The organism is Rhodoferax sp. (assembly GCF_013297935.1).
Lineage (GTDB): Bacteria > Pseudomonadota > Gammaproteobacteria > Burkholderiales > Burkholderiaceae_C > Allorhodoferax.
This window is the reverse complement of record NZ_JAAFIX010000012.1, coordinates 57,680-78,622: the sequence shown is the minus strand read 5'-3', so window position 1 is coordinate 78,622 and position 20,943 is coordinate 57,680. Positions and strand designations below refer to the sequence as shown.

General features: G+C 60.6%; 20 protein-coding genes and 1 pseudogene. 13 read left to right on the top strand and 8 right to left on the bottom strand.

Features of this window, described 5'->3' with window-relative positions; genetic code table 11:
- Positions 1-88 precede the first annotated feature (88 nt).
- The 6 genes from QZW03_RS15065 to QZW03_RS15040 all read left to right on the top strand — a co-directional run bounded on the left by QZW03_RS15065 (position 89) and on the right by QZW03_RS15040 (position 6,566).
- Positions 89-853: a DeoR/GlpR family DNA-binding transcription regulator gene (locus QZW03_RS15065; RefSeq protein ID WP_296510836.1), complete on the top strand. Its 765-nt coding sequence runs from the start codon at positions 89-91 to the stop codon at positions 851-853.
- A 23-nt stretch (positions 854-876) separates the two neighbouring features.
- A complete protein-coding gene (gene glpK, locus QZW03_RS15060; RefSeq protein WP_296510835.1) occupies positions 877-2,367 on the top strand; it encodes a glycerol kinase GlpK in 1,491 nt (496 codons plus the stop codon).
- Positions 2,368-2,459: 92 nt separating this feature from the next.
- Positions 2,460-3,275: a pyrroline-5-carboxylate reductase gene (proC, locus tag QZW03_RS15055; protein WP_296510834.1), complete on the top strand. Its 816-nt coding sequence runs from the start codon at positions 2,460-2,462 to the stop codon at positions 3,273-3,275.
- A gap of 57 nt (positions 3,276-3,332) precedes the next feature.
- Complete coding sequence (locus QZW03_RS15050) at positions 3,333-4,892, top strand: DUF1800 domain-containing protein (protein WP_296510833.1); 1,560 nt, start codon at positions 3,333-3,335, stop codon at positions 4,890-4,892.
- A gap of 36 nt (positions 4,893-4,928) precedes the next feature.
- Entirely contained in the window at positions 4,929-6,161 is a 1,233-nt protein-coding gene (locus QZW03_RS15045; protein ID WP_296510832.1) for a DUF1501 domain-containing protein, read from the top strand.
- A gap of 108 nt (positions 6,162-6,269) precedes the next feature.
- The gene (locus QZW03_RS15040) at positions 6,270-6,566 is read left to right on the top strand and encodes a hypothetical protein (RefSeq protein WP_296510831.1); all 297 of its coding nucleotides are present in this window, start codon (positions 6,270-6,272) and stop codon (positions 6,564-6,566) included.
- Positions 6,567-6,691: 125 nt separating this feature from the next.
- On the opposite strand, the pseudogene QZW03_RS15035 reads toward QZW03_RS15040, so the two are convergent.
- A pseudogene (locus tag QZW03_RS15035) lies at positions 6,692-6,802 on the bottom strand (LysR family transcriptional regulator); the annotation flags it as partial.
- Between the two features lie 383 nt (positions 6,803-7,185).
- Between QZW03_RS15035 and QZW03_RS15030 the strand changes: the two are divergent.
- Together QZW03_RS15030 and QZW03_RS15025 are read left to right on the top strand one after the other, a co-directional pair.
- On the top strand, positions 7,186-8,547 hold the full coding sequence (locus tag QZW03_RS15030) for an SGNH/GDSL hydrolase family protein (RefSeq protein WP_296510830.1): 1,362 nt from the start codon (positions 7,186-7,188) through the stop codon (positions 8,545-8,547).
- 21 nt (positions 8,548-8,568) lie between these two features.
- Positions 8,569-9,246, top strand: a complete 678-nt coding sequence (locus tag QZW03_RS15025; protein ID WP_296510829.1) for an OmpW family outer membrane protein — start codon at positions 8,569-8,571, stop codon at positions 9,244-9,246.
- A 358-nt stretch (positions 9,247-9,604) separates the two neighbouring features.
- Here the strand turns inward: QZW03_RS15025 and QZW03_RS15020 are convergent, their stop codons facing one another.
- Both QZW03_RS15020 and QZW03_RS15015 read right to left on the bottom strand, forming a co-directional pair.
- The gene (locus tag QZW03_RS15020) at positions 9,605-10,552 is read right to left on the bottom strand and encodes a LysR family transcriptional regulator (RefSeq protein ID WP_296510828.1); all 948 of its coding nucleotides are present in this window, start codon (positions 10,550-10,552) and stop codon (positions 9,605-9,607) included.
- Between the two features lie 163 nt (positions 10,553-10,715).
- The gene (locus tag QZW03_RS15015) at positions 10,716-11,912 is read right to left on the bottom strand and encodes a CaiB/BaiF CoA-transferase family protein (RefSeq protein WP_296510827.1); all 1,197 of its coding nucleotides are present in this window, start codon (positions 11,910-11,912) and stop codon (positions 10,716-10,718) included.
- 438 nt (positions 11,913-12,350) lie between these two features.
- On the opposite strand from QZW03_RS15015, the gene QZW03_RS15010 reads away from it, so the two are divergent.
- Both QZW03_RS15010 and QZW03_RS15005 read left to right on the top strand, forming a co-directional pair.
- Positions 12,351-12,869: a YqhA family protein gene (locus QZW03_RS15010; RefSeq protein WP_296510826.1), complete on the top strand. Its 519-nt coding sequence runs from the start codon at positions 12,351-12,353 to the stop codon at positions 12,867-12,869.
- A gap of 120 nt (positions 12,870-12,989) precedes the next feature.
- A complete protein-coding gene (locus tag QZW03_RS15005; protein ID WP_296510825.1) occupies positions 12,990-14,078 on the top strand; it encodes a DUF3616 domain-containing protein in 1,089 nt (362 codons plus the stop codon).
- Positions 14,079-14,148: 70 nt separating this feature from the next.
- Here QZW03_RS15005 and QZW03_RS15000 read toward each other — a convergent pair whose 3' ends face one another.
- The 3 genes from QZW03_RS15000 to QZW03_RS14990 form a co-directional block, all read right to left on the bottom strand.
- Entirely contained in the window at positions 14,149-15,018 is an 870-nt protein-coding gene (locus QZW03_RS15000) for a mechanosensitive ion channel domain-containing protein (protein ID WP_296510824.1), read from the bottom strand.
- 8 nt (positions 15,019-15,026) lie between these two features.
- Positions 15,027-15,509, bottom strand: a complete 483-nt coding sequence (locus QZW03_RS14995) for a DUF456 domain-containing protein (RefSeq protein ID WP_296510823.1) — start codon at positions 15,507-15,509, stop codon at positions 15,027-15,029.
- Positions 15,510-15,701: 192 nt separating this feature from the next.
- Positions 15,702-16,043, bottom strand: coding sequence for a Dabb family protein (locus QZW03_RS14990; RefSeq protein WP_296510822.1), 342 nt, complete (start codon positions 16,041-16,043; stop codon positions 15,702-15,704).
- 154 nt (positions 16,044-16,197) lie between these two features.
- On the opposite strand from QZW03_RS14990, the gene QZW03_RS14985 reads away from it, so the two are divergent.
- The gene (locus QZW03_RS14985) at positions 16,198-18,414 is read left to right on the top strand and encodes a malate synthase G (RefSeq protein WP_296510821.1); all 2,217 of its coding nucleotides are present in this window, start codon (positions 16,198-16,200) and stop codon (positions 18,412-18,414) included.
- A 153-nt stretch (positions 18,415-18,567) separates the two neighbouring features.
- Complete coding sequence (locus QZW03_RS14980) at positions 18,568-19,041, top strand: c-type cytochrome (protein ID WP_296510820.1); 474 nt, start codon at positions 18,568-18,570, stop codon at positions 19,039-19,041.
- A 6-nt stretch (positions 19,042-19,047) separates the two neighbouring features.
- On the opposite strand, the gene QZW03_RS14975 is transcribed toward QZW03_RS14980, so the two are convergent.
- The gene (locus QZW03_RS14975; protein ID WP_296510819.1) at positions 19,048-19,512 is read right to left on the bottom strand and encodes a CYTH domain-containing protein; all 465 of its coding nucleotides are present in this window, start codon (positions 19,510-19,512) and stop codon (positions 19,048-19,050) included.
- On the opposite strand from QZW03_RS14975, the gene QZW03_RS14970 reads away from it, so the two are divergent.
- Positions 19,472-19,795 (top strand): cysteine-rich CWC family protein, encoded by a 324-nt coding sequence (locus tag QZW03_RS14970; RefSeq protein WP_366481777.1) that lies wholly within the window; start codon positions 19,472-19,474, stop codon positions 19,793-19,795. The genes QZW03_RS14975 and QZW03_RS14970 overlap by 41 nt on opposite strands.
- Here QZW03_RS14970 and QZW03_RS14965 read toward each other — a convergent pair.
- Positions 19,706-20,926, bottom strand: coding sequence for a GGDEF domain-containing protein (locus QZW03_RS14965; RefSeq protein ID WP_296510818.1), 1,221 nt, complete (start codon positions 20,924-20,926; stop codon positions 19,706-19,708). The genes QZW03_RS14970 and QZW03_RS14965 overlap by 90 nt on opposite strands.
- Between the last annotated feature and the right edge of the window lie 17 nt (positions 20,927-20,943).

Sequence of the window (20,943 nt, the reverse complement as noted above, 5' to 3'; positions counted from 1 at the left end):
CAACAATCGTATTCGTTATCTTTCCTTTTGTCACCCATATGATTCGTTTTGATTCGCTTATAGTGCATCTCTACAAGGAATCACCATCATGTCCACCAACCCACGCCAGCTTCAACTGCTTCATACCGTGCAACTTCAAGGCTCTGTCACGGTGGAACGCTTGGCTGAGTCCTTAGGCGTAACCTTGCAAACCGTACGCCGGGATGTGCAGAGGCTGGCAGATGATGGCTTTTTGACCCGATTTCACGGCGGCGTACGTGTCCCCAGCTCGACGGTCGAGAACATTGCTCATCTTCAGCGAGTGCAACTTAACGCCTCGGAGAAAAACCGCATCGCCCGCGCTATTGCGACGGCCATACCCAACGACTGCTCACTCATATTGAATATCGGCACGACAACAGAAGCAGTCGCCCGCGCGCTTCTAGAGCACAAGGGCTTGCGGGTCATCACAAACAACCTCAACGTAGCCAGCATCCTGAGTGCAAACAGCCAGTCGGAGGTAATCGTTGTGGGGGGCGTTGTGCGCGGGCGCGATCAAGGCATAGTGGGCGAGGCGGCAGTGGACTTCATCCGCCAATTCAAGGTTGACATTGCTGTCATCGGCATCTCCGGCATTGAGGCGGACGGCACCTTGCGCGACTACGACTACCGCGAAGTGAAAGTCGCCCAGACCATCATCAGCCACGCGCGCGAAGTCTGGGTCGCTGCCGACACCAGCAAGTTCAACCGCCCCGCCATGGTCGAAGTCGGCCAACTGACCCAGATTGACCGACTGTTCACCGACGCTACACCGCCAGCCCCCTTCCCCGCACTACTGGAGGAGGCTGGGGCGCGTCTGCTCATCGCAGACTGACACTCACAAAAAAGGAGACACCCATGACCTATTTGCTCGCCCTAGACCAAGGCACCTCCAGTTCCCGCAGCATCGTGTTCGACCCCAGTGGCCACACGGTGGCCATGGCGCAGAGGGAGCTGACCCAAATTTACCCGCAGCCCGGTTGGGTGGAACACGATGCGCTGGAGATCTGGCGCATCCAACTGGCCACCGCCCATGAAGCGTTGGCCAAAGCCGGCATCAGCGCCGCACAGGTCAAGGCGGTGGGCATTACCAACCAGCGCGAAACCACCGTGGTGTGGAACCGCAAAACCGGCCTGCCGATTCACCATGCCATTGTTTGGCAAGACCGGCGGGCGGAGCCCACCTGCGTGGAACTGCGGGCGCGCGGCCTGGCGGACACCATCCGCGACAAAACCGGTCTGCTGGTGGACGCCTACTTCTCCGGCACCAAGCTCAAATGGATTCTGGACAACGTGCCCGGTGCGCGGGAGCAGGCGGCCCACGGCGAGCTGGCCTTTGGCACCATCGACAGCTGGCTCATCTGGCAGCTCACCGAAGGCCGTGTGCATGTCACGGACGTGAGCAACGCCTCGCGCACCATGCTGTTCAATGTGCACACCAACCTCTGGGACGAGGACTTGCTGGCCGCGCTGGATATCCCCGCCAGCCTGATGCCTGCGGTGCAACCCTCCGCCTCCCACTTTGGCGAAGTCAGCCCCGCGCTGCTGGGCGCGGCCATTCCCATCGGCGGTGTGGCGGGCGACCAGCAAAGCGCGCTGTTCGGGCAAGCCTGCTTCAAGGCCGGCATGGTCAAAAACACCTATGGCACCGGCTGCTTCATGCTCATGCACACCGGTGGAAACTTTCAAACCTCGCAAAACGGCTTAATCACCACCAGCGCCGCCCAAGCCAACGCGCAGCCCCAATACGCACTCGAAGGCAGCGTGTTTGTCGGCGGTGCGGTAGTGCAGTGGCTGCGCGACGGATTGCATGCCATTCAGGGGAGTGGTGAGGTGCAAAGCCTGGCGCAAAGCGTGCCCGACTCGGGCGGGGTGATTGTGGTGCCCGCCTTTACCGGCCTGGGCGCCCCGTACTGGAAGCCTGATGCGCGGGGCTCGATTACAGGCCTTACTCGGGGCTCCACCCTCGCCCACATTGCGCGGGCTGCTCTCGAAAGCATAGCATTTCAGAGCGCGGCGCTGCTCCAAGCCATGAGCCGCGACGCCGTGATCGCCGGTGCCGCCGCCGTGTCGGAGCTGCGAGTTGACGGTGGCGCTTGTGTAAACGATTTGCTGATGCAGTTCCAGGCTGACCTGTTGGGCATACCCGTGGTGCGGCCCGCGGTTACCGAGACCACCGCGCTGGGCGCGGCTTACTTGGCCGGCCTCAGCACTGGTGTTTACCGCAGCACCGACGAGCTCACAGACCTCTGGAAAGCCGAGCGCCGCTTCCTACCCACCCTGCCGCCCGCCCGCGCCAAAGAACTCATGGAGCGCTGGGAGCACGCGGTGCGCCAGACCAGCTTGTAAGCCGCACCGCCACCGTCAGCAGCCGTTGGAAACGGTGGGCATAGTTTGGCTAGACTTGCCGGCTCCAACCTACCAACAGCACAGGACTCCACATGGGCAAGCGCATTGCATTCATCGGCGGCGGCAATATGGCCAGCGCCATCATCGGCGGGCTGATTCGCCAAGGCTTCTCCGCCGCCGACATTGACGTGGTGGAACCCTGGGACGAGGCCCGCGCGCGCTTGGCCAAGGACTTTGGCCTCTCTCCACAGGCAGAAGCTGGTGCGTTCTTGGCAGGCGCCGACTTGATCGTCTGGGCCGTGAAACCCCAGACGTTCAAAGAAGCCGCCGCTGCGGTGCGCGCCCATAACCAAAACGCCCTGCACCTGAGCGTGGCGGCCGGCATCACCAGCGCCAGCATTGCGCAGTGGCTGGGTAGCGAGCGCATCATCCGCACCATGCCGAACACTCCCGCCCTCATCGGCAAGGGCATCACCGCGCTGTACGCCCGCCCTGCCGTGACCCAGGCCGACAAAGACTGGGCCAATGAGGTGATTGCCACCACCGGCGCGACCGTGTGGCTGACCGCCGAGGCTCAACTGGATGCGGTCACCGCCATCAGCGGCTCCGGCCCGGCCTATATGTTCTATTTCATGGAAGCCATGACCGACGCAGGCGCCCGCATGGGCCTGGAGCGCGAGCAGGCCTACCAGCTGGCCGTGGCCACCTTCATTGGTGCGGGCGAGCTGGCTCGCGCATCGACCGAGCCGCCGGAAACCCTGCGCGCAAAGGTCACGTCCAAGGGCGGCACTACGTATGCGGCCATCACGTCCATGGACGAGAGCGGCGTCAAAGACCTGTTCGCCAAAGCCCTGTTTGCCGCGCACCAGCGCGCCGGTGAACTGGGCGCTGAATTCGGCAAAGCCTGACAGCTTTACAAAAGTAACAGTTGGTGCCGTGCGTGGTGCGGCGCTACGATGCGCAGCATGAAACGCATGTTCCACCCCGCCCGCTCCTGGGCCCCGCTGTGGCTGTGCGCGGCACTGGCCACCCTGCAGGCCTGTGCCCCGCTGCCACCCGCCGCGTCCGACAGCGCAGCAGCGCCTGCCACCCCGCAAAGCTACCAGTGGCTGAACCGGGTAACCTGGGGCGCCAACAGCCACACCGCCCGCCAAGTGGAGCTGCAGGGGCAAGCCGCATGGTTGCAGCAGCAACTTCAGCCTCGGGATGCAGTGTTGCCCGAGCCCGCGCGCGACGCTGTGCGCAGCATGACCATCAGCCAGACCAGCTTGACCGACCTGGTGCTCAAAATGGAGCAGCAGCGCAAAGACGCTGACGCGTTGAAAGACGACGCCCAGAAGAAAGCCGCCCAACAGGCCTACCAGCAAGATCTCACGCGCTTGGCGCGCGAGTCAGCCACCCGCCACTTGCTGCGCGCGATCTACAGCCCGGCCCAGGTCCAGGAGCAGATGACTTGGTTCTGGCTGAACCACTTCAATGTGCACCTCGGCAAACACAACCTGCGCGCCATGCTGGGCGACTATGAAAACAGCGCCCTGCGCCCGCACGCCCTAGGGCGCTTCCGCGATCTGCTGGGTGCCGTGACCTACCACCCGGCCATGCTGCGCTACCTGGACAACGACCAGAACGCCGCCGGCCGCATCAATGAAAACTTTGCGCGCGAGTTGATGGAGTTGCACACCCTGGGCGTAGATGGCGGCTACAGCCAGAAAGACGTTCAGGAACTGGCCCGCGTGCTCACCGGTGTAGGTGTGAACATGAACACCGGCAACCCCAACCTGCGCAAGGAGCTCAACCGCCTTTATGTGCGCCGCGGTGTGTTTGAGTTCAACCCGCAGCGCCACGACACCGGCCCCAAAACCCTTCTGGGCAGCCCGGTAGCCGGCGAAGGCCTGGGCGAAGTAGACGCCGCGCTGGACACGCTGGCCCGCCATCCGTCTACCGCGCGCTTTATCAGCCGCAAGCTGGCGACCTACTGGCTGTCCGACAATCCGCCCCAAGCCCTGATAGACCGCATGGCCGCCACGTGGAAGGCGACCGACGGCCAGATCGCCAAAGTATTGGAGACCTTGTTCACCGCGCCCGAATTTGTGAACGCACCGCCCGCCAAATTCAAGGACCCGGTGCGCTATGTGGTGTCCTCGGTGCGGCTGGCCTATGACGACAAGGTGATTCTCAATGTCGGGCCGGTGCTCAACTGGATCAACCGCATGGGCGAGCCGCTCTATGGCCGCCAGACGCCGGACGGCTACCCCATGGTGGCCTCGGGCTGGGACAGCGCGGGCCAGCTCAACACCCGCTTTGAGATCGCCAAGGCTATTGGTTCGGGCAGTGCCGGCCTCTTTAAAACCGATGGACCGCAACCCACCGAGAAACCAGCTTTCCCCCAGCTGGCCAACGCGCTGTATTACCAGGCCATTCAGGGCACCTTGAGCCCGGCCACACGCGCTGCGCTGGACCAGGCCACTTCGCCGCAGGAATGGAATACCTTCCTGCTCGCAGCACCCGAATCCATGCGCCGTTAAGCGCCCATCTGCCCAAGGCCCCCACCGGAGTCCGTCATGCAACGTCGTCACTTTTTACGCCAAGCTTTGCACACCACCGCAGCGGCTACAGCGCTGGGCATTCCCGGGGTGCAGCTGCATGCCGCCAGTGCAACGGCTTCGGCTGCAGGCACTGGCGCACCCAAGTTTTTGTTTGTTTTCCTGCGGGGCGGCATGGACGCGGCCAGCCTGCTGGTGCCCACCAGCAGCAGCTTTTATTACGAGGTGCGGCCCGAGATTGCGATTGCCAAGCCGTCCGCCGACTTGGCCAGCGCCTTGCCCCTCACCGCCGATTGGGGCCTGCACCCCGCGCTGCGCGAAACGCTCTACCCGCTCTACCAGCAAGGTGAGTTGGCCTTTGTGCCTTTCAGTGGCACCGACGACCTCTCGCGCAGCCATTTTGAGACGCAAGACAGCATCGAGCTGGGCCAGCTCAACAACAGCAGCATCCAATACGGCTCGGGTTTTTTAAACCGGCTCGCCACGCAGCTGCAAGGTCCGAAACCTGCCGCCCCTATGGCGTTTACCGACCAGTTGCCCATCGCCCTGCAGGGCAGCCTGCGGGTGCCCAACACCAGCCTGCGCAACCTGAGCAAGCCCTCGGTCGACACGCGCCAGAGCAGCATCATTGCCGCCATGTACAAAGGCACTGGCCTGGAGGGCACGGTGCAAAGCGGCTTTGCGGTGCGCGACCAGGTGATGCGCGAAATGTCGGCCGAAATGGACGCTGCCAGCCGCGGCGCCATCACCGCCAAAGGCTTTGAGCTCGAAGCCCGCCGCATTGCCCGCCTGATGCGCGAGCAATACGCACTGGGCTTTGTGGATGTGGGCGGCTGGGACACCCACGTCGCCCAAGGCGGCGCCACCGGCTACCTAGCCAGCCGCCTCGACGAGTTGGGCCAAGGCCTGGCCGCTTTTTCGCAAGAGATGGGCAGCGCCTGGCGCAACACCGTGGTGGTGGTCATGAGCGAGTTCGGCCGCACCTTCCGCCAGAACGGCAACCGCGGCACCGACCACGGCCATGGCAGTGTGATGTGGGTGCTGGGGGGCGCAGTGCGCGGCAAGCAAGTGGTCGGCGAGCAAGTGCCCATGACGGCGGCCACCTTGTTCCAGAACCGCGACTACGCGGTGCTCAATGAATACCGCAGCGTGCTGGGCGGCATCTTCCAGCGCCAGTGGGGCCTGAGCGACAGCCAGCTCAAGACCATATTCCCGGGGTACAAGGGCGCACGCGACTGGGGTTTGGTGTAGGGCGCCAAGCGTCGCAAAAGCCTCGCGCCGCTGTCACACAAGATTCACGGCCGGGGTGCACGCTGTGGACACGGCGCCTTGCCGTGTTTCAAAAAAAGCGAGCCCTGCATGACCCAAGACACTTCCCCCGTGGCCGACGCCGTAGCAGACGATCTGGTGGACGAGGATTTCGAGACCATCGCCGACTACCACCGCATGGCAGCCCACCACTTTCAGGCCGCCGCCAAACACCATCTGGCCGCTGCCGCAGCTGATGACGAAGGCGACGACGAGGCCAACGCCCGCCACGCCTTTCTGGCCTACCGCCACCAGCTCAACGGCGTGCAGTGCGCCGAAATCGCCATGATGGAGAGCGACAGCCTGGACGATCCGTTTGACGTTCCTTTGGAAGTCGACGTCCAGTAATTCGCCCGTCTCGCCCATGAAAAAGCCGGTTCTACCCAGGTAGACCGGCTTTTTGCTTGTTTTGGCCACTAGCACTCGTGGGATATGCGCGAACAGCTATCAATTCTATAGCAATTTGAACTCTTTCAAGGCTTGTTCCAATACCCCGGCGCACTATAGTGTTCCTTGATGTAGTCGATCCACATGCGCACCCGCAGAGGCATGTGTTTTCGTTGGGGGAAGACGGCGTAGATGCCGGTAAGCCGGGCGGCGCTTCCGTGCGCGGGCGACGTTGGTCGGAAAAGTGCATTCTCTTCAGCGAAGGGTCGGCAAATTTTCTTTATGCATCGGGCAGTCAAGGCCTTAGCACTCAATATTCGCCACGATGTCGCTGAGGCTGAGGCTGAGCGAGATGGTCACACCTTCATCGATCCGCTGGACGTCTGCCAAATATACACAGCCCTCGCACAAGAGCGTGGTGTGCAGCCGGGTTACTGCAAATAGATCAACTCAATTTGAAATTTTCCCCCGGATGGTCACAGGAACTCTGGTTAGATCGGTGCGGCAGTTGTTCCCTTCGGTATACCGCGTGGGCATCCAAGGGTGCATGCGCGCGCGCATCCGAAACCGCTGATTGAGTATGAGCACACTCGCGTTTGGATTGCCGCTAACCCTCAATCTACGGACGTCAAAGCTATTTGAAAATTCAGCACCCTCTCCATGCATCTTTTTAGCGTTTGGAATTCAAGTTCAGGGGGTAAGCCCCAATGTTCATCTTGCAAATGAAAAACTACGATTAGCTTGCTCTAAAAAAGCACGGTCGTTCTTTTTTCCGTTGGAGAATCTTATGCAAGTTTTCAAGAACCTAGCCTTAGCGCTGGTAGCGGCGGCAACTCTTGCCGCTTGTGGAGGCGGTGATGGCGATCAATCGCCTAAAGTCACTTTTAGCAGAATGGTGTCGTTCGGCGATAGCTTGAGCGATGTGGGCGCCTACAAAGTTGGAGGCGTTGCGGCTATGGGCGGAGGGAAATACACCGTCAACTCGGCGAGTGCTAAGAATTGGACTGAAATAATTGCACAGCAACTCCGACTTACTGCACCATGCGCTGCCGTAACGGGACTTGATGGCAACGGCACAGTACCTTCATTTGTTGTGGCCCGCACGGCTATCAACACCTGCTATAACTATGCGCAAGGCGGATCTCGCGTTACCGGTGCAATCGGCCCTGGAAACAAGAATCTGACGGCTAGCGCGGCCCTTGGCCAATTGACTGAGCCTGTTACCAATCAAATCACTGACCACATCACACGCCACGGCAACTTCACCGGCAGTGAATTGGTCACAGTAATGGCCGGGGGGAACGATGCGTTTATCCAATTGGGCGTACTTAGTGTGCTTGGGACAGGCAGTTTCGCAACTTATGCCCAAGGTGTAGCTGGATGGTCAGCAGGGGATGTAGCAGGGGTCACTGGGTTCAATGACGCCGTTACTGTCATGAACACCAAAATGGCGACTGCTGGGACCCAACTAGCCAACCTGATCAACACACAGATTATTTCCAACGGCGCGAAGTATGTGGTCGTGGTCAACCTACCTAACCTCAGCCGCACTCCGTTTGGTGACCAACAAGAAGCTGGCAATGCAGGCATGCGCAGTGTGATCAATACGATGGTTCAATCCTTCAACACAGCGCTAGCAACGGGCCTGGGTAGTAATAGCAAGATAAAACTTGTAGATGCCTACACCATCAGTGCAGACCAAGTGGCCAACCCCGGCCAATACGGTTTGACGAATGTTTCTGCTGCTGCATGCGACCTTACCTCCCCATCACCCAATGCATTGGGCAGCTCTTTGGTTTGCAACACTTCAAACACTTTGGCCAGCGGCGCCACGAACGTCTCTACCTACCTTTTTGCTGACACGGTGCATCCTACGCCGCTTGGCTACAAGCTCTTGGCGCAGTTGATCGCCAAAGACATGACCGTCGCCGGCTGGCTCTGAATCCACTTATTTGCGAAAGAAATGAACATGATAAAAGTTTTCAAAGTGGTGGCTACGGGTGCACTTATGGCTCTGGCCAGCCAAGTCGCACTGGCTCAAAGCGCGGGTAACTGGATGGTGCGCGGTGGCTACGGCACAATCGCTCCACAGGTCAAGAGCGGTAACCTCAGTGCGCCAAGTATTGCCAATTCGAAAACAGATGTAGGCAGCGCCAGCAACTTGATGGGTGGATTCACCTACATGTACACCGACAACCTGTCCGTGGATCTGCCTTTTGCACTACCGTTTGAGCACAAACTGTATGGCGCTGGTGCTATCGCGGGTGTGGGGCAAATCGGCAAGGTTTCAGCCTTGCCATTGACGGTGCTGTTTCAGTATCGCTTTTTGGAACCCAAGTCCGCACTGCGTCCGTATGTCGGCGTTGGTCCAACCTATGCTTACTTTTTCAATGAAACCGGTAGCGGCGCACTCACTGGCCTGACCAACCCTGGTGGAACGCCGACCAAAATCAAGATTGATGGGCAGTTTACTTTCACAGCCCAAATTGGGGCAACCTATGCCATCGATAAAAATTGGTTTGTGGATGTGTTCTACAGCAACACACCGCTAAAGACCAAGACTACTCTCTCCACAGGGCAGACAGTAGATGTGACCTTGGATCCGAACGCTTACGGTGTTTCCATCGGATACAAGTTTTGAGTCCTAATGCCAAACCTATGCCTGTAACTCTGCCGCACACGTTGCTGTTTGATGTATCCCGGTAAAGCCATGTAGCGCTGCTCAGTTGCAGGCGGTCGGGTTACCACCCGGTTGAGCGTCCCGCTAGCTTAGTCAAACTCGCAGATCAACGAAAACAACTCGTGTGCCCCAAAGGCGGCATCCTTGAAAAGGTTGGCTTGCATTTGGGGCACAGTTAGTTCTTGTGTCGACAGCAGCATAAAGACACATGTCGCATCCAAATGTGCGTAGGTGATGGAGCCAACCCATAGCCGAAGCGATACGTTTTATCTTCCGACCCTCTCAGACAATGCGTAAGCAGCTATCCATTTCATAGCAATCAGGTCGATTGCCAATACCCCGGCGCGCTATAGCGCTCCTTGATGAAGTCGATCCACAGCCGCACGCGCAGGGGCATGTGTTTGCGCTGGGGGAAGACAGCGTAGATGCCGTTGGGCGGGGCGGCGTAGTCTTCCAGCACCGCGACCAGCCGACCGGCGGCGATCTCGTTTTCCACCTCCCAGGTGCTGCGCCACGCAATGCCGTAGCCCGCCAGGCACCAGTCGTGCAGTACCTGGCCATCACTGCAGTCCAGCGGACCGGCGGGCTTGAGGTAGACCACCTCGCCCTCTTTGCCCTCTTTGCCGCCGGGGCCCTTGCTGTCCACCGGCAACTTGAACGCCCAGCCCCGCGTTTGCGAGGCGTCGCTAGACAGCGTCAGGCAATGGAAGCGGCTCAAATCTGCCGGGGTGCGCGGCATGCCGTGGCGCTTAAGGTAGGCGGGGGTGGCCACGCACAAGCGCCGGTTGTCGGCCATGCGCACGCTCACCAGCGACGAGTCGGGCATGTCGCCCACGCGCACCGCGCAGTCAAAGCCTTCGCCTGCAATGTCCACCACGCGGTCGCTGAGGTTGAGAGAAATGGTCACCTCGGGGTGCAAGTCCCGAAAGCGCGGCACCAGCGGCGCCACGTGGCGGCGGCCGAAGCCGGCGGGCGCGGTAATGCGCAAATGTCCCGCGGCCTTCACGCCCCCGGCGCTCACGCTGGCTTCGGCGTTAGTCACGTCGGCAATGATGCGCTGGCAGTCTTCTAGAAACGCACTGCCTTCGTGGGTGAGGGTGATGCGCCGGGTGGTGCGGATCAGCAGCTTCACGCCCAGGCGCTCTTCGAGCGCGTCGAGGCGGCGGCCCATGATGGCGGGCGCTACGCCCTCGGCATTGGCGGCTGCGGTCAGGCTGCCGCGGGTGGCGACCGAGACGAAGGATTCGAGTTGCTTGAGCTTGTCCATGGTTAGCTCCGGGTGGAATCTCGGCATCCATGCATGGGCTGAAGGGCAGCGCGTTTTACTCCGTGTCCCCCACCTGCTTTGCGAGCTCCTCCTTGGCCTGCGTAAAACGCACTGCCCTTCAGCACTCTAGCCCTCGTGGAAATTGCGTTATTAGCTCCTATTTTCATAGCACTACGCCTTGCGCATGGAGTGCAGCTACGTCGTCGGCGCTGTAGCCCAGACTTTGCAATAACGCGTCGGTGTGCTCGCCCAGCTTGGGTGGGTCCAGCCGCAGGCCCAGGCGTTCGCCGCCCAGTGTTACCGGGAGCAAGGGCACTTGCGTCTGGCGGCCGTCGGGCAGCTCCATGAGCGCCAGGCCACCGGTGGCTTGCAGGTGGGGGTCGTCAAACAAATGCTGCGGATCGGTAATGGGGGCAAAGGGCAGGCCCACTTTTTCGAAACGCTCGCTCAATGCGGCCCGGCTGAAGTCGCCCAAGCGCTGGCGTAGTTCCGGCATGAGCCAACTGCGGGCCAGCACCCGGCCATTGTTGGTGGCAATGCGCTCATCAGCAAACAGGTCGGTGTAGCCAAAGGCCTCGCAAAAGGTTTTCCACTGCCCGTCGCCCACCACCGCTAGGAAGATTTGTTCGTTATTTTTGACGCTGAACACGTCGTAAATGCCCCAGGGCGAGATGCGCTCGGGCATGGGCGCGGCCGCCTTGCCGGTCACGGCGAACTGCATCATGTGCTGGGCCACCAAAAAGATGTTGTTCTCGAAAAGCGCACTTTGCACCTCCTGGCCCTTGCCGGTTTGCTGGCGCTGCATGAGCGCGGCCATGGCGCCCACTGCGCCAAAGATACCGCCCATGATGTCGTTCACGCTGCTACCGGCGCGCAGCGGGTCGCCGGGGCGCCCGGTCATGTAGGCCAGGCCGCCCATCATTTGCACCACCTCGTCCAGCGCCGTGCGATGGTCGTAGGGGCCGGGCAAAAAGCCTTTGTGGCTCACGTAAATCAGGCGCGGGTCCAGCTTGCTTAGAGAGGCGTAGTCTAGCCCCAGCTTCTGCATGGTCTCGGTTTTGAAGTTCTCGCTCACGATGTCGGCGGTGGCAATCAGCTTGAGCACGATCTCCCGGCCCTTGGCACTCTTCAGATCCACCGCAATGCTCTTTTTGTTGCGGTTGAACAGCGGGTAGAAGCCCGCGCCGCTGCCCAGCAGCTTGCGCGTGCTGTCGCCGGCCAAGGGTTCGACCTTGATGACGTCTGCCCCCAAGTCACCGAGCGTCATGCCGCAAGTGGGCCCCATGACCATGTGGGTGAATTCAACGACGCGGATGCCTGCGAGGGGGAGAGCGGAGGGAGAACGGGTGTCGGTAGTCATGCGGTGCTGTCTATAACGCCATACCCTGCAGGATGCAGGGCGGAAACATCGGGGCCTGCCTGACACCACAAGGCAGCAGACAAGCCACAAACTTTACGTCAATTATCAACAGACCCGGGCGTGAAGATCGGCCCAGAGCACAAGTAGCTTTGATGGTGTACTGTGCACGCGCGGCGACAACGGGCCCTGCTTCTCAGGGCCCATACGCCGGGGTAAGGGCAGTAGATCATCGGGTTGGATACATTGCAGGCGTAGGATTTACCATGCGCCTATTTATTGGGGCGTTGGCGGGGACTGCACCGACCTTGGCAACACCGGTTTGGTTTTTCAGCCATCGTCGGTCTAGCGACTCTGTCCTGCCCCCCAATGCAATGCGTGCGACAAAAATAGATCACAGTGGCCGCAAATCGACTTCTTTATAACGAAAGTAAATTGACAATGGAAAAAGTTCTCTCCAAGGTAGGGTCCCTGCTGTACGGCATGCGGTTCAGCATGCTCTTTTTTTACGTGGGCCTGGTGTTCATCATCATTGGCATATTGGGCAAGTTCCTGCTGGAGAGCTACAAGCTGATGCAGACCCTGCTATTTGGGGATCTGGAGAAGATTGCACTCATCATCAAAGTACTGGAACTGGTCGACATGACCATGGTGGCCCAGCTAGTGTGGGTGGTAGCACTAGCCGGCGTATCGCTTTTTGTCACGACCGGGCACTTCGACAAAGTGGACATCAAAAAGCCGGACTGGCTGGATCATGTGAACACCTACAACCTGAAGCTCAAGCTGGCTTTTGCCATCATCTCTATTTCAGGGGTGCACGCTCTCAAAACCTATTTGAGTACGGACTTGAGTCTCGAGAACATACAGGTCGTGACGATGGTCGCCATTATTCATTTCACTTTTGTACTGTCTGCCATGGGTATCTCGTTTGCTGAGCGGATGACACGGGACTCCCACTAACCGGCTACACCCATTCGGCGAATCGCTTGGATTCGCACTGCCGCAGAGATTCGGGCGTGCGATTGTCTGAATCATGTCAACGCTATAGCCCCAAACATTCACATCCGCGAGGAACAGCCAATGCCCAACACCCGACAGTCCAACGCCGTTCGCCTGGAGTTTTCGCCGGGTTCTTTGGTGCAAACCAATTTATCCGGTGCCGCTTTCACGGGTGATTGGCTCTGGGTCGCTGGCGATGAAGCGTGTGGACTGGACCGCCTACGCCGCCTCGACCCCGTGGGCCATGAAGCTCTGCGCTTTGGCGACGCGCACGACTTTCCCCTCGCTGACTTGCTGGACTTGCCCGGCGCTCGCGACGAAGAGGCCGACCTAGAGGGCATGGCGGTCACCGACGGCTGGATGTGGGTGGTCGGCTCTCACGGCCTGAAGCGTAAAAACGCAAAGCCAGACCGAGACCACGCGGACAACGCCAAGCGGCTTGCCAAGGTGACCTTAGATAAAAACCGCCTGCTGCTGGCATGTTTGCCGTTGGAGCCTGATTCCCAAGGCCGGCCTTGCCTGGTCAGGCAGGCCCAGGATGGGAGGCGCGCCTTACGGTTGAAGGGTGATGGGCAATCCAACCTGCTGACACGTGCGCTTGCAGCGGATCCCCACTTAGGACCCTATATGTCCATACCGGGCAAAGACAATGGGTTTGACATCGAAGGCCTGGCGGTATACGGGCGACGACTTCTCCTCGGCCTGCGCGGGCCCGTGCTGCGCGGCTGGTCGGCCCTGATAGAAATTGAGGTCGAGCCGCATGGCGGCCACCTTCGTCTCGTGCCGTTGGACGCCAGCGGCACTTTGTTGCGCAAGCATTTTCTGCAACTCGATGGCCTGGGGATTCGCGACCTGCATTTTTCCGGCGACGACCTCTATGTGTTGGCGGGCCCCACTATGGTGCTCAATGGCGACATCCGCGTTTTCAAATGGCCCCGTGCTAAAAATGTGTTGCGTGCCAATCAGGAGGCTGCGCGGTTTGAGTCGAGTCTGACTGAATCTGTGGAGCTCCCCCATGGCAGAGGCGTGAATCGTGCAGAAGCCCTGTGCGATCTGCCAAGTGCTTTGGGCGGAGACAAGCCCCGTTGGCTGGTGTTGTACGACGCACCCGGGCCTGATCGCCGCGAGGGCGACTACACGGTTTTTGGTGACCTATTGCGCCGCGATTGATCTCCGCCGCGCTGCGCTTGGCAATGGGCGCTACCGCCCGTGACGCGTAAGCACTGTCCAGTGCTGTGGCTCATGCTGCTCCTGTGCCGGACTGGCTCTCAGACTCCCCAAGCTGCGCAGGCGAAATGGCGCGCCACACGTGTCTGAACACGGCTTGCTCGACCTTGGCGCGTTGCTCAACCGGGCAGGCTATTCGTGCAACGAGCACCAGGTGCTCAGGATCAGAGAAGTCCCAAGAAACCTTGGTCTTTCCGGAAGGCATTGCAATAAAGTTGGACTCTGTCTCCTTGCGGAAGTGGGCCATGGCCTCTTCGCGCCAAGCCGCCGTGGCATGGTCGGCTGCAGCCAGCGCTGCTGACTCAATGTAGTCCAGGTTGTGCGCTGCGCGCTCAGGAATGGGTATCTGAATGGCATGCAACACATAGGCACCTGTGGGCGACGCGTTGACCACCGGATGGGTGAGCAGCAACCCATTGGGAAACTCGGCCACCTTGCCAGTGCGTTGGCCTGCTTTGTCCAACTCGACAAGGGTCGTGGCGAACATATCGATATCGACCACCCTGCCATGCAGCGCGTTGAACTCGATCACATCCCCAATTTTGTAAGGCTGGACCACCGTCAAATAGAGGTAGCCGTGCACGCACATCACCAACTCTTTGCTAACGATCAGGATGGCACCTGCCACTGCCGCCACCGACAGTGCAAAGCCCGCAATCGTCGAAGCCCACACCGACACAATGATCAGCAACGCCACAAACCAAATGGTGTTGCGAGCCCACACCAAGTAGAGCCGCCGCTTTTCCGCAGACATTTCGCCGCGAGACAGGTAAAGCCCCCATAGGTGGGACGCCAGCAGCGCCAAGCCGACCGACAGCACCGTGAGAATGACTTTTTCCCATTGTCCGGGAATCCAACGGATCAGGTCGTCGATGGTGTTCATGGTGGGGTTCATACCATCAACGCGGTGACAAACACACCCACCATCATGCAAGCCAGCACCACCTTGACCAAAAGCCCCAGCATGATCCCGACCCACGTGGCCAGCCCAACCCTGAGGGCGCGGCTTTGATCTTTGCGAGCCAAGTATTCACCGGCTGCAGCCCCCACCAATGGCATGAAGAGCACGCCGACCACGCCCATGAAAAGCCCCAGAACCGTACCTATGGCGGCGCCCAGCAACGCCCATTGACTGGCTCCCACCTTGTGGGCTCCCAACATCCCCGCCGCATAGTCCAAGCCCCAGGCCAGCAGTGCGAGCACGCTGATCGCCACGACAGTGGCAACACTGACACGAGAGAAATCGTCAATCCACGCGCCCAAGCCAATGCCCGCCCACACAAGCAGTGTGCCTGGCAGTACGGGCAGCACCGTTCCCGCCAGTCCAAGCATGATCAAGGCCACACTGAGCACCCAAAGCACCGCAATTTCCATGATTTACTTTCTGTTGAGGCTGCGGACATCCACACACCCCATGCACCGCACCTTAACTTGAGTTGTAGCAACCTTATTCAAGGCTTGCGTCTAGTAAATAGAGAGCGGAACGGCGGCCAAAACGAGGCACCGCAAGTTTGCTATGGCATACAACTAGATTGTGCGGACACAACCCACCCGACCCATGCGGAATCACACCGATGCTTCGCGTTCACTTTCACTTTCACTTGCGGACGATACTGGGTAATCAAGCACCAGCACATCCTCCAACGCAGGCTTGAGCTGCTCCACAAAGGCCAAGTGATCGGGGTGCGGCAGGTAGGTTGCGAGGGCGACCTCGTCGGCAAAGGTGAGGTTGAAGCAGTGGGTGAAGCCCTTGGCCAGCCCCTCGGGGCTGTTATTGGTGCCCCACTCCAGGCTTTGCACGGCGCTGATCTTGCTTGCCAATGCGGCAAAGGCGGCTTCAAGGGCCTGCAGCTGTGCGGGCGCCGTATCGGCTTTGAACTTGAGCAGCACCAGATGGCGTAGAGGCATGGACTACATCCTTATTTGTCACAAATCGATTGATGTTCTTCCATATAGTAATCTGCAAAGGATGGAATACAGTAGCTCCATAGCCTGAAGGCTTTGCCTTGGGCGACCCCTGTTTTTTACCGTGTTGAACGCACCTTCTCTCGAAAGGCCCACCATGACGACATCGACGCCCCGCACCGCAGCCCACCGCCTGCAAGTGGCTACCAGCCTGCACCAATTTATTGAATCTAAGGTGCTGCCCGGCACCGGCATTGCGCCCGAGGCCTTCTGGAAAGGCTTCGACGCCATCGTGGCCGACCTGGCCCCCAAGAACATTGCCCTGCTGGCCGAGCGCGACCGCCTGCAAACCGAGCTGGACGCCTGGCACGGCGCACACCCCGGCCCCATCAGCGATATGCCAGCCTACAAGGCCTTTTTGCAGAGGATCGGTTACCTGGTCGAAAGCCCGAAGAAGGTGAAGATCACCACCAAAAACGTGGATGCCGAGCTGGCCACCCAAGCCGGCCCGCAGCTGGTGGTGCCCGTGCTCAACGCCCGCTATGCGCTCAACGCCGCCAACGCCCGCTGGGGCAGCCTGTATGACGCGCTGTATGGCACTGACGTGATCTCGGAAGAAAAAGGTTGCGAAAAAGTAGGCCCCAAGGGTTACAACCCCAAGCGCGGCAAGAAGGTGATTGAATACGCACGCAACGTGCTGGACCGCACCGCCCCGCTCAAAAAAGGCTCGCATGTGGGCTCCACCGGCTACGCCGTCAAGGGTGGCGACTTGGTCGTCACGCTGAAAGACGGCACCACCAGCAAACTGGCCGACAAGGACCAGTTCATCGGATTTCAGGGCACCGCCAAGGCCCCATCGTCGGTGCTGCTGCAACACAATGGCTTGCACCTCGACATCATCATCAACCGCGCCACGCCCATCGGCAAGACCGATGCTGCCGGCATGAGCGACCTGGTGCTGGAAGCAGCCCTCTCCACCATCCTGGACCTGGAAGACTCCGTGGCCGTGGTGGACGCCGAAGACAAGGTGCTGGCCTACGGCAACTGGCTGGGCATTCTGCAGGGCACCTTGGTCGAGCAGTTTGACAAAGGCGGCAAGACGCTGACCCGTGGCCTGAACGGCGACCGCGTGTACACCGCCCCCGACGGCAAAAAGGAAGTCAAGCTGCACGGCCGCAGCCTCATGTTTGTGCGCAACGTAGGCCACCTGATGACCAACCCGGCCATCACCTACACCGCAGCCGATGGCTCCACACAAGAAATCCCCGAAGGCATCCTGGACGCCGTGGTCACCACCACCATCGCCTTGCATGACCTCAAGAAGACCAAGAAGGACGCCATCCGCAACTCGCGCAAGGGCTCGGTCTACATCGTCAAACCCAAGATGCACGGCCCCGCAGAAGTGGCCTTTGCCGCCGAGCTGTTCACCCGCGTGGAGCAGATGCTGGGCCTGCCCGACAGCACGGTCAAGCTGGGCATCATGGACGAAGAGCGCCGCACCAGCGTCAACCTGAAGGCTTGCATTGCCGCGGCCCAAAGCCGCGTGGCGTTTATCAACACCGGCTTCCTGGACCGCACCGGCGACGAGATGCACACCGCCATGCAAGCCGGCCCCATGATCCGCAAGGCGGACATGAAGAGCAGCGCCTGGATTGCGGCGTATGAGAAGAACAACGTGCTGGTGGGCCTGAGCAGTGGTCTGCGCGGCAAGGCGCAAATCGGCAAGGGTATGTGGGCCATGCCCGACCTGATGAAGGCCATGATGGAGCAAAAGATTGCCCACCCCAAGGCCGGCGCCAACACCGCCTGGGTGCCCAGCCCCACCGGCGCCACCCTGCACGCCCTGCACTACCACCAGCTGCTGGTTGCCGATGTGCAGAAGGAGCTGGAAAAGACCAACTACGAAAAGGCCCGCGACGGCATTCTGGACAGCCTGCTGCAAATCCCGGTGACTGCTACCCCGAATTGGACTGCGGCTGAAAAGCAAGCAGAGCTGGACAACAACGCCCAAGGCATCTTGGGCTACGTGGTGCGATGGGTGGACCAGGGTGTGGGTTGCTCCAAGGTGCCCGACATCAACGATATCGGCCTTATGGAAGACCGTGCGACGCTGCGCATCAGCAGCCAGCACATGGCCAACTGGTTGCACCATGGTGTGGTCACCAAAGAGCAAATCACCGAAACCTTCGAGCGCATGGCCGCCAAAGTGGACAAGCAAAACGCTGGCGACAAGCTCTACACCCCGATGGTGGGTAACTTCAAGGGCGCGGCTTATCAGGCGGCGTGTGATCTTGTGTTCAAGGGCAAAGAGCAGCCGAGTGGTTACACCGAGCCGCTGTTGCACGCTTGGCGACTGAAAGTGAAGGCGGCGTAAGCCGGTTCATCAATGCGCAGGCGCTACGTTTTTAGTAGCTGCTTGCGCAATATCTACGAGGGCTAGAGGCCGATTAGGCACTTAAAAACCCGCGCCTCACCCAGCAATAGCTTTCGCGCGACACTCTCGGCTTTGATTGATGAGGCGTTGAACATGCACCCGGAAGACGACACCCCACCCCACCGCCCGCGTTGGCTTGCCGCTGCACTCATCCTTGCGGTGTTGGTGGTCGTGGCGGGCATGTTGATTGTGGGCTGGCGCACCCTGCAGGCCGATAAAGCGCCGAACCCAACGGTTCAGAGCACCACCGTGTCGGCAAGTAGCCCTGGCGACTTAGCCGCCCCGACGCCGCCCGCTGCGGCACTGGCCGCCGGCCTTGCGGCAGTCAACGCGTCAGACTGCATGCGCTGCCATGGGGTGGACCGGCGTTATGTGGGCCCGGCATTTCAACAAATCTCGGCCCGCTACCAGAGTCGCCCCGATGCGGTGAACTACCTGGCCGGCAAAATTCGCAACGGGGGCGCTGGCGAGTGGGGCCGGGCCTTGATGCCCCGCCACCCGCAGCTCAGCGAGGCCCAGGCGCAGCAGATGGCGCAGTGGGTCATGTCGCTGCCAGCAACGCCCTAGTGCTATTTATCGGTGCCACTTGCAAAATGGGTGCGCGGCCAAATTGGAGTTGAAATAGCGCGCATCGTGCGTCACTTCTTCGCCCAGCCATGGGGGCGCTTCAAAGGCCTCGTCTTCTGAGGTCAACTCCAACTCGGCCACCACCAAGCCTGCGTTGTCACCGGCAAATTCGTCTACCTCCCAGCGGTGGCCGGCATGCAGCACGATGTAGCGGGTTTTATCAATCAGCGGGCCGTCGCACAGGGGCAGCAGCGCCTGTGCATCCTGCAGGGGCACCGGGTATTCAAACTCGGCGCGGGTGGCGCCGGTGCTTTGGCCCTTGATGGTGAGAAAAGCGGCATCCCCCGCAATACGCACCCGCACGGTGCGCGCCTTGTCGCGGTTGAGGTAACCCTGCCGGTAGAGCACTCCGCTCCCGTTGCGCCACGCCATGCCCTGCACTAAAAACTTGCGTTCGATCTCTATGCCCATCGTGTACTCCTGGTGTGCGGCGTGGCCGGCCTGGGGCTACACTGCCCACACCATGAAAGCCCTGCCGACGCTGAACCCTGAAGTGTGCCCTGTGTGCGGCAAGGCCAACCTGTGTGCCATGGAGCTGGCCAAAACCACCGGCGAGCCCCAAGGCCCGTGCTGGTGCACACAGGTAAATTTCAGCGCCGAGGCGCTAAGCCGGATCCCCGCCGGTGCCCGGGGCTTGGCCTGCCTCTGTGCGGACTGCGCCGTGGCCGGGCGTGATGTCTTGCAAGCCGAATAACACCACCTTGTCGCGCCCGCTGCGCTTGCCTTGGTAGAGCGCCTCGTCAGCACGGCGCAGCACATCATCCGCACCTTGATCCTGCGGCAGGATGCCCGAGACGCCCCAACTCGCGGTCACCGGAATACGCGCTCCGGTGTCGGCTGCAATGGGGGTGCGACTCAGGGCTTCCCGCAAGCGGGTTGCCAGCGCAACGCCTTCAACTTCGGCGCGGGTGCCGGGCATCAGCACCAGAAACTCTTCGCCGCCCATGCGTGCCACGCGATCAGTTTCCCGGACATGTTGACGCAGCATGGCGGCAACGGCGACCAGCACGCGGTCGCCACCATCGTGCCCATGCTCATCGTTCACCCGTTTGAAGTGGTCCACATCGAGGCTGATTACCGAAAACGGCGCGCTGTAGCGCTTGCCCCGCATCCACTCCGACTGCAAAAGCGTTTGCATGCCACGCCGGTTCAGCAGGCCGGTGAGGGGGTCCTGCGTCGCTAAGCGGTGCAGGCTCTGGTGCATGCGCAAACCGAGCAAAAACAAAAACAGAAAGTTGAATGCTGCTGCGGACACCAGGGTCACCGTCCAGGTCACCGCCTGGGGCATGCCGCTACCTTCGGCCACCAGCGTCTGGCCACTCCAGGCACGCAAGCCGAGCACTACATTGATGACGAACATAGCAACGATAGGCACCGCCGCCATCACACTGAAGCGCAGGCCGAATTCCCGCCGCAATGCGCGCCAGCAGCTCAGCACGGCGCCCACCATCAGCGCCCCCGAAAGGGCGGAGACCAGGCCGACACGGGAAGATGCGTCATCAGGGCCAATCCACACCAGGCAGGCCGTGCCCACCACCGCCAGCAGACCATGCTCCAGCTCGCGCGGGCGCACCTGCAAAAAGAGCTCGACCCCGCGCCTTGCCGCCACCAAGCCCAGCAACCCGGCGGCACTGGCGGCGGTGTGCGTCCACCAGACAGGCCCTAGCGGCCGCCAACTGATGAGCATGATCGACACCCCGGAGATGGCCGCATAAGCCAGATAGTGCAGCACCGCACGGCGCTCGGTGACCAGAATGCGGGCACACAGAGCCCACAACACGGCATAGAGAAACAGCTGAATTCCGACCAGGTGAGGCAGGTTCATCGCCAGCTCTCCCGTGG